Source organism: Rhodococcus sp. P3_B8 (assembly GCF_056402775.1).
Map to the genome: position 1 here is coordinate 88,534 of NZ_JBFUGT010000009.1, position 15,240 is coordinate 103,773.

The following is a 15,240-nucleotide window of genomic DNA, read 5'->3' on the forward strand; positions in this document are numbered from 1 at the left end:
ATGAGCAACCAGCGCAAGCAGATTCATCTCGCCGCGCACTTTCCCGGCGTCAACAACACCACCGTGTGGAGCGACCCCGAATCGAAGAGCCAGATCGACTTCGACTCGTTCGTGCACCTCGCGGAGACCGCCGAACGCGGATTGTTCGACTTCTTCTTCCTCGCCGAGGGCCTGCGCCTGCGTGAGCACCGAGGCCAGATCCACGACCTCGACGTGGTGGGCCGCCCCGACACCTTGACGGTGCTCGGCGCACTCGCCGGAGTCACCACGCATCTGGGCCTGGCGGGGACGATCAACACCACGTTCAACGAACCGTACGAGTTGGCACGGCAATTCGCCTCGCTCGACCATCTGTCCGACGGCCGGGCCGCGTGGAACATGGTGACGTCCTCGGACGCGTTCACGGGGGAGAACTTCCGGCGCGGGGGATACCTCGACAAGGCCGACCGGTACGTCCGCGCAGGCGAACTGATCGAGGGCGCCCGCAAGTTCTGGGACAGCTGGGATCAGGATGCGCTGCAGATCGACCGCGCCCGGGGGGTGTTCGCCCCGGACAACTCGATCCGCGACGTCACCCACTCCGGCTCCCAATTCGACATCCGGGGGCGGTTCACGATTCCCCGGAGCCCGCAGGGGCACCCGGTGCTGCTGCAGGCGGGCGACTCCGATCAGGGCCGCGAATTCGGGGCCGCGCAGGCGGACGCGATCTTCACCATCCACGGGTCGCTCGAGGACGGCCAGAAGTTCTACACGGACGTCAAGGGCAGGCTGGCGAAGTACGGGCGCAGCCACGGTGATCTCAAGGTGCTGCCGGCGGCGACGTTCGTGCTGGGCGACTCCGCGGCGGACGCGGCCGAGCGCGCCGATCACATCAGGCACCAGCAGGTGGGCCCGCAGACGGCGATCGCGTTTCTCGAACAGGTGTGGGGCCGCGACCTTTCCGCGTATGACCCGGACGGTCCGCTGCCGGACGTCGAACCGGCCGACGACACGAACATCACCCGCGGCCGGGTGCGGCACGCGAAGGACCCCCGCGAGATCGCTGCCGCGTGGCGGGCGAAGGCGGAAGCCGAGAAACTCAGCATCCGGGAACTGATCATCGCGGTCACCACCCGCCAGCAGTTCGTCGGCACCGCCGCCGAGGTGGCCGAGGAGATCGACCGCTACGTGCAGGCGGATGCGTGTGACGGCTTCATCCTGGTACCGCACCTCACTCCGGGCGGGCTCGACGAGTTCGTCGAGAAGGTGGTCCCGGAATTGCAGAACCGCGGCAGTTTCCGCTCCGAGTACTCGGGGACGACCCTGCGCAGTCATCTCGGACTGCGCCATCCGCATCACCAGACAGAAGGAGTTCGGGCATCATGACCGCAGTCACGGCAGGCGCGACATTCGAGCAGGACTGGCAGGACTGGCATTCGGGGCGAGAGGAGTCTTTCCGCGACCCGCTGGGATGGCTGAGTCTCACCGCCCTGCACTGGCTCGTCGAGACCGACACCACGTTCCCCGATCTGCCCGGGAAGTGGCGGGCCGACGCGGACGGTGTGGTGATCACGGCGACCGCCGACGCCGGGCTCGAGGTCGACGGCGAACCCGTCGACGGCACGGCGGCCCTCGCACCTCTGGAGGGCGCACCCGGTCAGCTCGTGCGGCACGGGAGCCGCAACATCGAGGTGATCCGGAGAACCGGTGACGTCGCCCTGCGGATCCACGACCCCGAGGCGGGCACTCTCGCCGCGTTCACCGGCATCCCCACGTTCCCGCCCGCGCGGCAGTGGTCCGTGCCGGCGACGTTCACCCCGTTCCCGCAGTCCCGCGTCGTGACGACGGGTGCGGTCGTCGAGGGGCTCGAGCACCACCACACGGCGCTGGGGACGCTGACCTTCGACTACGACGGCGCCGCAAACGAACTCGTCGCGTTCGCAGGCAAGAACGGTGGCCTGCACGTTCTGTTCACCGACGCCACCAGCGGGGTCAGCACGTACCCCGCGGCGCGGTCACTGGCCGTGGACGCTCCCGCCGCCGACGGCCGGGTGATCCTCGATTTCAACCGGGCGGCCAACCTGCCGTGCGCGTTCACCGACTACGCCACCTGCCCGGTCGCGCCCGCCGAGAACCGGCTGACGCTCGCGGTCGAGGCCGGCGAGAAGAACCCGCGGTAGGCATGGCCGAGAAGCAGGTCGTGCTCGGGGCGGCGGCACCCGCGGGCCGGACGGACTTCGCCGTCCTCGCGGATGCCGCCCGCACCGCGGAGCGGGGGAGATTCGACTTCTTCCTCGCCGATGGCGACACCGCGGCGAACGCGCTGGCCGGGTTCACCGACACGGTGGGGCTCGCGGCGACGCTGGACACGACCTCTGCCGAACCGTACGACGTGGCCCGCCGGCTGGCCTCACTCGATCACCTGTCCGGCGGGCGGGCGGCGTGGAACACCTGGGCTTCCGGCGATGAGTGGGCCGCGGAGTTCGTCGACACCGCACGMACGCTGTGGGATTCCTGGGCCGAGGGGGTCGTGACCATCGACCGCGGCGCGGGGCGATTCGTCTCGGATCCCACCGCAGGCGCGTTCTACCACCGGGGCAGGCACTTCGACATCGGTGGACGCTTCACCGTCCCGCGGAGCCCGCAAGCGCAACCGGTGGTGATCGTGTCGGGTGACGGCCCGCAGGCCCGGGATCTCGCCGCCCGGCACGGCGACGTGATCATCGCGCCGCTCGGCACATTCGAGGCAGGGCGCGAGTTCTACGACGACCTCGCACGCCGCACGGTCGAGGCGGGCAGGCCCGCCGATGCGGTGAAGGTTCTGTCCGCCACGACGTTCGTGGGTACCGCCACGTCCGTCGCGGACCGGATCGTCCGCTGGGTCCGCGAGGACGCAGCGGACGGGTTCGTCCTCCCCTCCTCCCTCACCCCGGACGAACTCGCCCTGTTCGTCGACACGGTGGTGCCGTTGCTGCAGGACCGCGGCGTCCTGCGTACCGAATACACCACCGTCGCGCTGCGGCGGCACCTCGGACTCGGTGCCCCGCGCAGCCATCGCGCTGTCAATCCCCGCTCTCTCCAGAAGGTGCCCTCATGACCACTCCGTTGTCCGTCCTCGACCTGTCGCCCGTCAGCGAGGGCACCACCGCCCGCACCGCCCTGCGGAACACCGTCGACCTCGCCCGGCACGCCGAAGCGTGGGGATACAAGCGGTACTGGGTTGCCGAACACCACTTCGTGGGCGTCGCCAGTTCCTCGCCGGCCGTGCTCGTCGGGATCCTGGCCGCGGCAACCAGCACCCTCCGGGTCGGCGCCGCCGCGGTGCAGTTGGGCCACACCACCGCAGCGGCAGTGGTCGAGGCGTTCGGCACCGTCGACGCGCTGTACCCGGGTCGACTGGACCTCGGGCTCGGACGGTCGGGTCAGCGGCGGGCCGAGGCGCTGAAAGCGGTTGCGGAACGCAACAACCAGCCGGCCCCGTCCCGCCGGCAGACGGAGATCCGCGACGGCGTCGTGATCCCGGCGCCGTTCGACCCGTCCGGGCTCCTGCTGTCTCCGCGGCTCACGGCGGCGCAGTCGGTACTGCAGCAGCCGGGCGCGCTGTCGCCCGCATTCGACCAGCAGGTCGACGACATCCTGGCACTGCTCGACGGCACGTACAGCACCCCGGACGGGATCGAGCTCCACGCCAGCCCCGGCGAGGGCGCCGACGTCGAGGTGTGGGTGTTCGGCAGCAGCGCGGGACCGAGCGCCGAACTGGCCGGGCGGTTGGGGCTGCCTTTCGGAGCGAACTACCACGTGAGCCCGTCGACGACGCTCGAGGCGGTCGAGGCCTACCGCGCCGCGTTCCGCCCGTCGTCGCAGCTGCAGAAGCCGTACGTCGTCGTCTCCGCCGACGCGGTCGTAGCGGAGGACGACGCGACGGCGAAGGAACTGGCGTCGACGTTCRCGCACTGGACGCACAGCATCCGCAGCGGCCACGGTGCGATCCCGTATCCCGACCCGGCGCACACGGCACCGCTCGGCGAGGCGGAACGCGCGGCGGTCGAGGACCGGCTGATCACCCAGTTCGTGGGGGCACCGGCCACCGTCGCGGACCGACTCGACAGTCTGCGAAGGCTCACCGACGCCGACGAACTGGCGATCACCAGCGTCACCCACGATCACGGCGACCGCTTGCGCTCCTACGAGCTGCTCGCAGCGGAGTGGGGACTGCCGGGCCTGCTGGCCGCCTGAGGGCACGATGATTGAACGCTGGTCCAAATGGGAATCCCACGCCCATGGACACAGCAAATACCCCTGTGCCCGAGTCCCATGACGAGCTGGTCGAGCAGCTACGGCAGTACCTGAGCTCGATCACGTCGACGGAACTCGGTCCCGACGACGACTACTTCACCCTGGGATTGGTGAGTTCGTTGCGGGCCCTGGAGATCGTCACGTACATCGAGGGCTCCCACGACGTCGTGGTCGAGGTGGAGGATCTCGATCTCGACAACTTCCGTACCGCAGCGCGGGTAGCGGGCTTCATTCGGAGAAAGCGGGGCGAGCAGCTTCGTGCGACGGACGGGGCGTCGCCGTGATCGGTATCGACACACTGGTCGCCTCCGCCGAGACCGACGCCGGCACCTGGGACGAGACCGGACTGCCGGTCGACGTCATCGAGGCTGCCGCGCGGGCGGGAGTCCTCGGGCTGGACCGGACGACGGACTGCCGGGGACTCGGCCTGAACGCGGCCGAACTCGGCTCGGTCGCAGAAAGACTCGGGGCGGTCTGCACGTCGTTGCGTTCGCTGCTGACCGTGCAGGGGATGGTGAACGCCGCCCTCGACCGGTGGGGCACCGCCGAACAGCGGGCACAGTGGGTGCCGGCCCTGGCGACCGGCGAACTCCTCGCCGGATTCGCCGCCACCGAATCCGGAGCCGGCAGCGACCTCTCCTCTGTGACTACCCGTTTCGAGGCGCACGGCTCGGATCACCGGATCTCCGGACGGAAACTGTGGGTCACGTTCGGCGAGGTCGCGGACGTACTGCTCGTCCTCGGCCGGTCGGAGGCCGGGCTGACCACCGCGCTGGTCGAAACGGACGCAACCGGAGTGTCCGTCGAACCGATCCACGGGCAGCTGGGCATGCGCGGTGCCCGGATCGCGCACATCGCGCTGGACGGCGTCGTCGTCCCCGCCGACCACCTGATCGCACCGCCGGGGTTCGGACTGTCCCACGTCGTCGGCACCGCCCTGGACCACGGCCGGTACACCATCGCCTGGGGGTGCGCCGGAATGACGCGCGGGTGCCTCGCCGACGCCGTCGCGCACGCGTCCACCCGGGTGCAGGGCAGCGCCGTGCTGTCCGAGCACGACTCGGTCCGCGCGATCCTCGGTCGCAGCTGGGTCGATGCCGCCGGCGCCCGCGCGCTGTGCGAGCGGGCCGCCGAACAACGCGACGCCCACGAGCCGAGCGCGCTGTTCACGACGATCGCCGCGAAGTACGCCGCGGCCCGCGTCGCCGCGTCGGTGAGCCAGCAGGCGGTTCAGGTGCTCGGGGCCGCCGGGTGCGTTCCCGGCAGCAGGGTGGGGCGCTTCTTCCGCGATGCCAAGGTCATGCAGATCATCGAGGGCGCGACGGAGGTCGCCGAACTCCAGATCGGTGACTACGTGCTCGGGGGAGGTGCGCCATGATGGCCGACCGACCGGTCACGGTCGACTCGGTCGCGCTCTGGTTCCCGGACGACGAGGTGACCGTTGCCGGACTGCCCGAGCTCGACGAATTGCCGATCGCGCAGCGCGAGCACGCATTGTCACTGGGCATCGACACGGTGCGGATCGGAATCGGGCTCTCCGAGGTGGATCTGGCGCACGCCGCGGCGGACGAGGCGCTCCGGAAGGCGGGCCTCGACGCCACCCAGATCGATGCGCTGTTGCTCGTCCAGGGCCGGGTTCCGCAATACCTGCTCGCGTCCGAGGCGACCCGGCTGCAGCACCGGCTCGGCGCGACCCAGGCGTTCACCACCGGTGTGGGGGACCTCGGGTGCGTGTCCGTCTCGGCGTCGTTCGCGCTCGCGTCGGCGTTGCTCCGCGGCGACCCCCGGTGCCAGAACGTCCTCGTCGTCGCGGCGGCGAAGACCCCGACCCGGTCGCGGTACCGGTCGCCGATGACGCTCCTGGGCGACGGCGCCGCCGCGGTCCTGCTGACGACGTCGGGGACCGGGCGGTACGAACTCGTCGACCAGATGATCCGCAGCGACGGAAAATACGCCGACCTGTTCCACATCGACTACCGCGACGTCCGCGAAGCCGACTGGGTCGAGGAATGCGCCGACGAACCCACGTACTCGTTCCGCCTCGCGGTCGAGAGCCGGAAGCGGTTCACGGAGATCAACGCGGACCTGCTGGCCCGGAACGGGCTGCAGCAGGACGCGATCGGCGTATTCCTCATGCAGAACCTGTCGCTCGGCGCGTTCACGTTCTGGCAGGAGGCACTCGACGTCACCATCGATCCGGTCTGCCGCGACAACCTGGCCCGGTTCGGCCACCTCGGATCCGTCGACGTCGCGGCGAACCTCGAGCACGCTGCGTCCGCACAGGTGCCCGGCGACTACTGCGTGATCATGAACAGCAGCCCGGTCGCGGCGTGGAGCAGCGCACTGCTCCGACGTCTGCCGGATCGACCCGGGCACGGGAAGTGATCGCGATGGAGCAGACGGTCAAGTGCGTGGTCTGGGATCTCGACGACACCATCTGGGACGGCGTCGTCCTCGAACAGGACGCCCCGGTGCCGAAGGCGGACGCCCTCCGCGCCCTGGACGTGCTCGACCGCCGCGGCATCCTGCACGCCGTGGCGAGCCGCGGCGAATACGAACCCGCCGCCGCACACCTGCGCATGCACGGCATCGAGGAACTGTTCTGCGCCGTCGACGTCGGCTGGGGCCCGAAGTCGGAGGCCGTGCGCCGCATCGCGGAGACACTGAATCTGGGTCTCGACACCATCGCGTTCGTCGACAACGATCCCGTCGAGCGGGCCGAGGTGTCCGAGGCGCTTCCGCCGGTGCGTTGCTATCCCGCCGAGCAGATCGCGTCGTTCCCCGACCTTCCCGAGCTGACGCCGCCCGCCGTCACCGAGGAGGCGAGGCAGCGGAGGTCGCTGTATCGCGCCGAACGGATCCGTCAGGTGAGCGAACAGGAGTTCCACGGGTCCAACTCCGAGTTCCTGGCGTCGCTCGAACTGGTCATGACGGTCCGCCGGGCGGCCGAGGACGACCTCGAACGCGCCCACGAACTGACCGTCCGGTCTCATCAACTCAACACGACGGGCCGGACTTTCGGCATCGACGAACTGCGCCGGCTGTGCGCCTCGGACGACCACGAGGTGCTCGTCGCGTCGCTCGGCGACCGATTCGGCGGGTACGGCACGATCGGTCTCGCGGTCTCGGAGATCCGCGGCGACGATTCCGTCCTGCAACTGCTGCTGATGTCGTGCCGGGTGATGTCCCGTGGGGTCGGGACGGCGCTGATCCGGCACGTCGTCGACCGGGCCCGCGCCCACGGCAGGCGGGCGCTTGCCGAGTTCGTGCCGACGGACGTCAACCGAGTGATGCTGGTGACGCTGCGATTCGCGGGTTTCGACGTCGTCGACCCGAACCCCGATCGGATGCTGCTGGTGTGCAATGACGTTCGCAGTGCTGCGGCACCGAACGCCGATCACGTCGTGGTCCTCTCGGAAGACGTGGCGCCATGACGGACGTGGTCGCGAACGGTGGGGTGATGACCGGGATCCTCCGCCAGTGCGCGCGGGTTCCCGGCCGGATCGCGATCGTGGTGGGCGACCGGGTGCTGACGTATCGCGAACTCGATTCGGCGAGCGAGGCACTGGCGCGGCAACTCGCCGCCCTCGGTGTCCGGCCGGGGCAGGTGGTGCTGATCCACCAGCGGCAGAGCGTCGAGACGGTGGTGGGGATGATCGCCGCGCTGCGGCTGGGTGCGGCGTGGTGCGTGATCGAGCCCGGACATCCGGTGGGTCAGCTCCGCGCACTCCTCGGCGACGTCGACTGCGGTGCCATCGTCTTCGGGTCCGCGGATCCGAAGACGTCGCCGGCGTGGATCCGGGACCTGGCCCGCAGCGCGGTCGGACGTGTTCCCGCACTGCACGACCGGGACGCCGAGCACCGGCCCGTCGCCGAACCGGCCGATCTACCCGAACACGTGCCCGCGGGCACCGCCGCCTACGTGATCACCACGTCCGGGTCGACCGGCGTCCCCAAGGCTGTCGTCGCGAGCCGCGCCAACCTCGCCAGCATGGTCGACGGTCGCAACTACGACTACGACGACGGCGACCTCGTCACGTTCTCCGCGTTCCGCCTCACGTGGGACGGTTCCCTGCTGAAGACCCTGTGGGCGTTGTGCACCGGCGGCACCAGCGTGCTCCCGGACGCTCGCGAACTGATGGACGCCGAGGCCGTCGCCGCGCTCGCCCGGACATGGCAGACCACTCACCTGGTCGCGACCCCCTCGTTCTACCGGCTGCTGCTGCCGCATCTCACCCCGCTGCGCGAGCGTCTGCGATTGGTGACGCTTGCGGGAGAGGCCCTTCCGGGCACGCTCGTCGAACAACATCGTGCGGTGCTGCCCGGGGTCCCGCTGAGCAACGAGTACGGTCCCACCGAGACGACTGTCAGCTGCCTCGCTCATCCGGTGCGCGACGTGCCCGCCTCGATCGCGCCGATCGGCAGACCACTGGGCGCGAGCACGGCCTACGTCCTCGACGCGAAACTGGTCGAGGTGCCGTACGGAGCGGTGGGGGACCTGTACGTCGGCGGTCCGCAGATCTCCGAGGGCTACGCGTCCCGCCCGGCCGCCACCGCGGCCCGCTTCGTCGCCGACCCCTTCGCGGCGCGGCCCGGTGCGCGGATGTATCACACAGGCGACCTCGCACGCGTCGATCCGCACGGCGACATCGAATTCCGCGGCCGGTTCGACGGACAGGTGAAAGTGCGCGGCGCCCGGGTCGAGAGACACGCGGTGGAGGCCGTGCTGGAGAGTCACCCCGCGATCCACCAGGCGGTGGTTCTCGCGACCGCCGACGAACACGGGGAGACGGTGTTGACCGCGTTCTGGGTGCCCGCGGCCGCGGCCACCGTACTGCCCACACCACGCGACCTGATCGCGCACTGCGCCGCGCGGCTCGTCGCGCAGGCGGTGCCCGACCGCTTCCTCGCGCTCGGCGCCCTTCCGCTCGCACCGAGCAGCAAGGTGGACGAGGTGGCGTTGCGCCGGCTGCTGCCCAGCGGAGGTGGTGGCGTTGCGTGAGCACCATACCGAGGCCGCCGGCAGCGCCGAAGCACCGTTCCCGCTGTCGTCGGCCCAATACGAGGCGTGGCTGGCCCAGCAACTGGCCCCCGACGTGCCGCTGTGCATCGCCCAGTACGTGGAGGTGCACGGCGACCTGGACGTCGACCTCCTGCGCGAGGCGACCGTCGCGACCGCCGACGAATTCGGATCGCCGTTTCTCCGGTTGATCGACCGGGACGGTCAGCCGTTCCAACTGGTCGATCCGTCGGCGGACCGGTCGATCGGCCTGATGGACTTCCGCGGGGACGCCGAACCGGTGGAGGCCGCCCGTCGATGGATGCGCGCCGACTGCGAGACCCCGCTGGATCCGACGCGCGATCGCCTCGTCGAATCGTCGATTCTTCGCGTCGGCGACGCGCACTATCTGTGGTACAGCAAGATTCACCACGTCGCCCTGGACGGGTACGGTGCGATGACGATGCTCAACCGCATCGCGGCCCGGTACACCGCCGAGGTGCTCGACCGGGAATTGCCGCCCAACGAGGCCGTGGACCCCCGGCACCTGTACGACGCCGATCAGCAGTACCGGTCGTCGTCCCGCTTCGCCGCGGACCGGCAGTTCTGGGCCGAACGGGTCGACGGCCTCGGACCCGGATCGAGCCTGGCCCGACGCACGGGGCCCGCGGTCGCCACGAGCGCCGACGTCACCGCGCCCCTGCCGGACTCGGCGGAGCGCGCACTCGGCGACACCGGCGCCCACGGGACCGCGAAGATCGTCGCCGCGTTCGCCTGCTACCTGTCGAGGACGACGGGACACCGGGACGTGCTCCTGAAGATCCCGGTGTCGGCGCGCACCACCGCGACCCTGCGGCGGTCCGGCGGAATGGTGGCGGGCGTCGTGCCGCTTCCCGTGCAGATCCGCCCCGGGGACACGGTGGGGCAACTGGTGGAGCGGGTCCAACTCGACCTGATGGGCGCGCTGCGACACCAGCGTTTCGGGCTCGGCGACATCCGGCGCGACGCGGGCGCCGTTGCGGCGCAGTCGCTGTCGGGTCCGATGGTCAACGTCATGCTCTTCCACCAGGAACTCGTTCTGGGGCCGCTCGTCGGCGAATACCACATCGTCACGTCCGGGCCGGTCGAGGATCTGCTCGTCAACGTGTACCGGAGCGGCACACCGGTCCGGACCTTCGTCCACTTCCTGGCCAACCCCAACCGGTACGACGCCGACGAGGTCGGCGCGCATCACCGGCAGTTCCTGGAACTGCTCGGCGACTTCGTCACGGCCGACGCGGACGCCGCGCTCACCACCGTCCACGAGGAGACGGCCCAGCTCGACTTCTGGACGCGCACACTGGCGGACGCGCCCCCGGTGCTGGACCTGCCCACCGACCGCCCGCGGCCCGCACGGCCGTCCCACCGCAGCGCCGCCGTCGACGTCGCCCTCGACCCGGATCTGCGGCGCACGCTCGACGCGTTCGCCGCCGCACACCGCACGGACGCCGCCACCGTGACCCATGCGGTGCTGGCGCTGGTGCTGGCACGGTCGGCCCGTACCGACGACGTCGTCATCGGCAGGCGGACGGACACCGACCCGGTGGTGCTGCGGACCCACGTGCGCGGCTCGGATCGCGTCGACGAGTACGTCGGCACCGTGCGGGACGCCGACGCGGAGGCGTTCGCCCACCGCTGCGTGCCCGCCCGGCGAATCGTGGACGCGCTCGACCCGCCGCCGTCCGGGTCGCACGCACCGCTCTTCCAGGTGCTGCTCGAATTCTCGGACCCCGGAGGAGAACTCGGCGACCTCGATCTGCGCGTGACGGTGTCGGACACGACGGCCCGATTCACCTACGCGACAGACCTGTTCGACGCCGCCACCGTGGAGGGACTGGCTCGGCGGTTCGTGCGGACCGCCGAGGCCGCCGCCGCGGATCCGTCCGTCGTGATCGGCGACATCGACCTGGTCGAACCGGCCGAACGCGCTGTGCTGGAGGACTGGTCGACCCGTCCGGCCGATACCGCCGAGCAAACGACACTCGGTGAGCTGTTCGCCGCCCGGGCAGCGCGGACCCCCGACGCCACCGCGGTCGTGTCGGGTGGCGAGCGCCTGAGTTACGCCGACCTCGACGCCCGGTCGAATCGGCTTGCACGGAAACTGCTCTCGCAGCGAGGGGGCCCGGAGTTCTCGGTCGCGGTTGCGATGCCGCGCTCGGCGGCGCTCGTCGTCGCGCTCGTGGCGGTCGTCAAGGCCGGGGCCGCCTACGTCCCGATCGACGCGGATCATCCCGGTGAACGGTCGGCGCTCGTCCTCGACGACGCCGACCCGGTGTGCATTCTGGCCACCCGGGACACCGAACGCGCGCTGCCGGCGTCGGACGTCCCCGTCCTGCTCCTCGATTCGACGGACACGGATCCCGGCGGCATCTCCGCGGACCCGCTGACCGACGCCGAACGGCCACCGGTCGATCCGGACTCGTTGGCCTACGTCGTCTACACGTCGGGATCGACGGGACGTCCGAAGGGCGTCGCGGTGTCGCACCGCAACGTGGTCTCGCTCTTCACGAGCACCCGGGATCTGTTCCGGTTCGGGGACACCGACGTGTGGACGATGTTCCATTCCCCGGCATTCGACTTCTCGGTCTGGGAGTTGTGGGGCGCGCTGCTGCACGGCGGGACGCTCGTCGTCGTCGACTTCGACACCACCCGATCGCCCGCCGCGTTCCTCGCGCTGCTGCGCCGCGAGCGGGTGACGGTGCTGAGCCAGACGCCGACGGCGTTCTCGCAGTTGATCGAGGCCACCGATACGGAGGACGGCGCGAGCCCACCGCCGCTGCGCTACGTCGTGCTCGGCGGCGAGGCGCTCGACTTCGGGCAACTCGAACGCTGGTACTCCCGCCACGGTGAGGACGCACCCGTGCTGGTGAACATGTACGGCATCACCGAGACGACGGTGCACGTCACGCACCTCCCGCTCGGCCGCGGACTCGCCGCCACCGCGTGGACGAGCAAGGTGGGGCGGCCGATTCCGGGATTCCGGGTGTCGGTGCTGGACGCGCGGCTGCGTCCGGTGCCGGTCGGGGTGGCCGGCGAACTGTACGTGGCGGGACCGCAACTCGCGCGCGGCTACCTGGGCCGCGCCGGGCTCACGGCGGCCCGCTTCGTCGCGGATGCGTCGGGCGCCCGGATGTACCGGACCGGGGACGTCGTGCGGTGGCGACGCGACGGGAGTCTCGACTACCTCGGACGCGACGACCTGCAGGTCGAGATCCGCGGATTCCGGGTGGAACTCGGCGAAATCGAATGGGTGCTGGGCCGGTGCGACGGGGTCGCGCAGGCGGTGGTGACCCTGCACGAGGATCCGGTGACCGGCCCGGCACCGGCGGCGTACGTGGTGCCCGAGGCGGGTGCGATCGTCGACACGGAGGCCGTGCTGGAATTCGCCGGAGGCGCGCTGCCGTCGTACATGGTCCCGGCGTCGGTGACGATCCTCGAACGGCTGCCGCTCACCGTCAACGGGAAATTGGACCGGGCGGCGCTTCCGGCGCCCGTCGCAGCTTCTCGCGAATTCGTGGCACCGGGCACTCCCGTCGAAGAGTCGCTCGCGGTCATCTTCGCCGCGCTGCTCGGCGTGCCCGCGGTCGGGATCGACGACGACTTCTTCGCGCTCGGCGGCAACTCGCTGATCGCGGCGAAGGTCGTGGCGCGGATTCAGGGTGTGCTCGGTGCGGGTGTGGGAGTGCGCGACGTCTTCGAGGCGCGGACGGTGCGGTCGCTGGCGGCTCGGGTGAGCCGGGCGGCCTCGGCGGACCGGCCGCCGCTGGTGGCGACGGACCGGTCCGCGGCGGCGCCGGTGTCGCTAGCGCAGACGCGGATGTGGTTCCTCGACCAGTTCGACACGACGTCGCCCGCCTACAACATCGCGGCGGCCTTCCGGTTGCGCGGCCCTCTCGACGTCGCGGCGCTGCACGCGGCGCTGACGGACGTCGTGGACCGGCACGAGGCGTTGCGAACGGTCTTCCCGATGCGGGGGGACACGCCGGTGCAGTCGGTGATCCCGGCGTCGGCCGCGGTGCCCGCCCTCCGCGCGGTCAGGGTGTCGGGGGAGAGCGACCTGCGGGACCGACTCGCGGCGGCGCTGTCCGCGGGCTTCGAGGTGACCGCGCAGGTTCCGTTGCGGGCGCACCTGTTCGAGGTCGGTCCGCATGATCACGCGCTGGCCCTGGTGGTCCATCACATCGCGGCGGACGCGCTGTCGCTGGGCCCGCTGGCCCGCGACATCACCTCCGCGTACACCGCCCGGGCGCGGGGGGACGCGCCGGACTGGGTGCCGCTTCCGGTGCAGTACGCCGACTACAGCATCTGGCAGCGGGCGCTGCTCGGGTCGGAGGACGATCCCGGCTCCCTGATGTCCCGCCAGCTCGGGTACTGGCATTCCGCGCTCGCCGACGCGCCGGTGGTGACGGACCTGCCGATGGACCGCGCACGTCCCGAACACCGGTCGCTCGCCGGCGCGCGGGAGTCGTTCGAGATCGGGGACCGCCTGCACCGGAAGGTGGTGGCCCTTGCCCGCGAACACGATGCGACCGTGTTCATGGTCACGCACGCCGCGTTCGCGGTCCTGGTGTCCCGCTTGGGAAGCACCACCGATGTGGTGATCGGATCCGCGGTGGCGGGCCGCGGCGAGGCCGTCCTCGACGACGTGGTGGGGATGTTCGTCAACACCCTGGCACTGCGCACCCCCGTCCACGGCGCCGACTCGTTCACCGCGCTGCTCGCCGCCGTGCGGGACTGCGATCTGGAGGCGTTCGCGCACGCGGAGGTGCCGTTCGAGCGGGTGGTCGAGGCGCTCGCTCTGCCGCGCACCACGGCCCACGCGCCGTTGTTCCAGGTGCTGTTCGAATTCCAGGACGTCGTGCGGCCCACTCCGAGCCTTCCGGAACTGGACGTGGAGGAGATCGACCTCGGTGTCTCCGTCTCCACGTTCGACCTGCAGCTGACCCTGGCCGAACGATTCGGGGAGGGCGGGGAACCCGCCGGAATCAGCGCCGGATTCACCTATGCCACCGACATCTTCGACGCCGCGACCGTCCGCAAGTTCGCCGAACGATACGTGCGGCTCCTCGACGCGGTGGTCGCCGACCCGGAGATTCCACTGGCCCGATTCGATCTGCTGTCGCCCGGCGAACGCGAGGCCCTCGTCCCGGTGCGCGGGCGGCCCACCGGCACGACCCGGCTGCTGCCGGAGATCCTCTCCGCCGCGGCCGCCCGGGACCCGCACGCCGTCGCGCTGTCCTACGGCAACGCGGTGATGTCGTATCGCGAGCTCGACGACTGGTCGAACCGCCTGGCCTGGGTGTTGATCCGCCGCGGAATCGGACCGGAGGACCACGTGGCGATCGGGCTCGTCCGGTCGGTGGAACTGGTGGTGTCGGTGTGGGCGGTGGCGAAGTCGGGTGCGTCGTTCGTCCCGGTGGATCCGAATCTGCCGCCGGGGAGGATCGCCGACATCCTCGCCGACTGCGGGGCGGTGGCGGGACTCACGGTCGCCGAACAGCGCGATCGGATGCCCGACGGTGTGGAGTGGCTGCTCCTCGACTATCCGGGTCCGACGCGGCGATGGGAATCCCATCCGATCACCGACGACGACCGGGTCGTACCGCTGCGACCGGGCCATCCGGCGTATCTGATGTACACATCCGGGTCGACGGGGGCACCGAAGGGCGTCGTGATCCCCCATGCGGGGCTGCAGAACTTCACGATCGATCAGCGCGCCCGGTACGCGACGACGAATGCCTCGCGCGTCCTGAATCTCGCGTCACCCGGGTTCGACGCGACGATGCTCGAATACCTCATGGCGTTCGGTGCCGGTGCGCGACTGGTCATCGCGGCGCCGCACGTGTACGGCGGCGCCGCACTGACGGAACTGCTCGCGGCCGAGCGGATCACGCACGCGTTCGCCACCCCCGCGGTCCTGGCCACCA

General features: G+C 70.7%; 10 protein-coding genes. All 10 read left to right on the forward strand.

The window, feature by feature from the left end:
• Window positions 1-1,365, forward strand: coding sequence for an NtaA/DmoA family FMN-dependent monooxygenase (locus AC1D1G_RS06515; protein ID WP_477951533.1), 1,365 nt, complete (start codon window positions 1-3; stop codon window positions 1,363-1,365).
• Window positions 1,362-2,159 carry a DUF1684 domain-containing protein gene (locus AC1D1G_RS06520; RefSeq protein ID WP_477951534.1) on the forward strand — a complete coding sequence of 266 codons (798 nt, stop codon included), beginning with the start codon at window positions 1,362-1,364 and terminating at the stop codon, window positions 2,157-2,159. The genes AC1D1G_RS06515 and AC1D1G_RS06520 overlap by 4 nt, the downstream gene beginning before the upstream one ends.
• A 2-nt stretch (window positions 2,160-2,161) precedes the next feature.
• Complete coding sequence (locus tag AC1D1G_RS06525) at window positions 2,162-3,076, forward strand: LLM class flavin-dependent oxidoreductase (protein WP_283336549.1); 915 nt, start codon at window positions 2,162-2,164, stop codon at window positions 3,074-3,076.
• Window positions 3,073-4,215, forward strand: a complete 1,143-nt coding sequence (locus tag AC1D1G_RS06530; protein ID WP_477951535.1) for an LLM class flavin-dependent oxidoreductase — start codon at window positions 3,073-3,075, stop codon at window positions 4,213-4,215. The genes AC1D1G_RS06525 and AC1D1G_RS06530 overlap by 4 nt, the downstream gene beginning before the upstream one ends.
• 44 nt (window positions 4,216-4,259) lie before the next feature.
• A complete protein-coding gene (locus tag AC1D1G_RS06535; RefSeq protein ID WP_105415177.1) occupies window positions 4,260-4,559 on the forward strand; it encodes an acyl carrier protein in 300 nt (99 codons plus the stop codon).
• Window positions 4,556-5,653: an acyl-CoA dehydrogenase family protein gene (locus AC1D1G_RS06540; protein WP_477951536.1), complete on the forward strand. Its 1,098-nt coding sequence runs from the start codon at window positions 4,556-4,558 to the stop codon at window positions 5,651-5,653. Before AC1D1G_RS06535 ends, AC1D1G_RS06540 begins: the two co-directional genes overlap by 4 nt.
• On the forward strand, window positions 5,650-6,660 hold the full coding sequence (locus AC1D1G_RS06545; RefSeq protein WP_477951537.1) for a 3-oxoacyl-ACP synthase: 1,011 nt from the start codon (window positions 5,650-5,652) through the stop codon (window positions 6,658-6,660). Before AC1D1G_RS06540 ends, AC1D1G_RS06545 begins: the two co-directional genes overlap by 4 nt.
• Window positions 6,657-7,709 carry an HAD-IIIC family phosphatase gene (locus AC1D1G_RS06550; protein ID WP_477951541.1) on the forward strand — a complete coding sequence of 351 codons (1,053 nt, stop codon included), beginning with the start codon at window positions 6,657-6,659 and terminating at the stop codon, window positions 7,707-7,709. Before AC1D1G_RS06545 ends, AC1D1G_RS06550 begins: the two co-directional genes overlap by 4 nt.
• Window positions 7,706-9,277, forward strand: coding sequence for an amino acid adenylation domain-containing protein (locus AC1D1G_RS06555; protein ID WP_477951538.1), 1,572 nt, complete (start codon window positions 7,706-7,708; stop codon window positions 9,275-9,277). Before AC1D1G_RS06550 ends, AC1D1G_RS06555 begins: the two co-directional genes overlap by 4 nt.
• Window positions 9,264-15,240, forward strand: a 5,977-nt coding sequence (locus AC1D1G_RS06560; RefSeq protein WP_477951539.1) for an amino acid adenylation domain-containing protein, incomplete at its 3' end; no start/stop codon positions are given. The genes AC1D1G_RS06555 and AC1D1G_RS06560, both read left to right, overlap by 14 nt.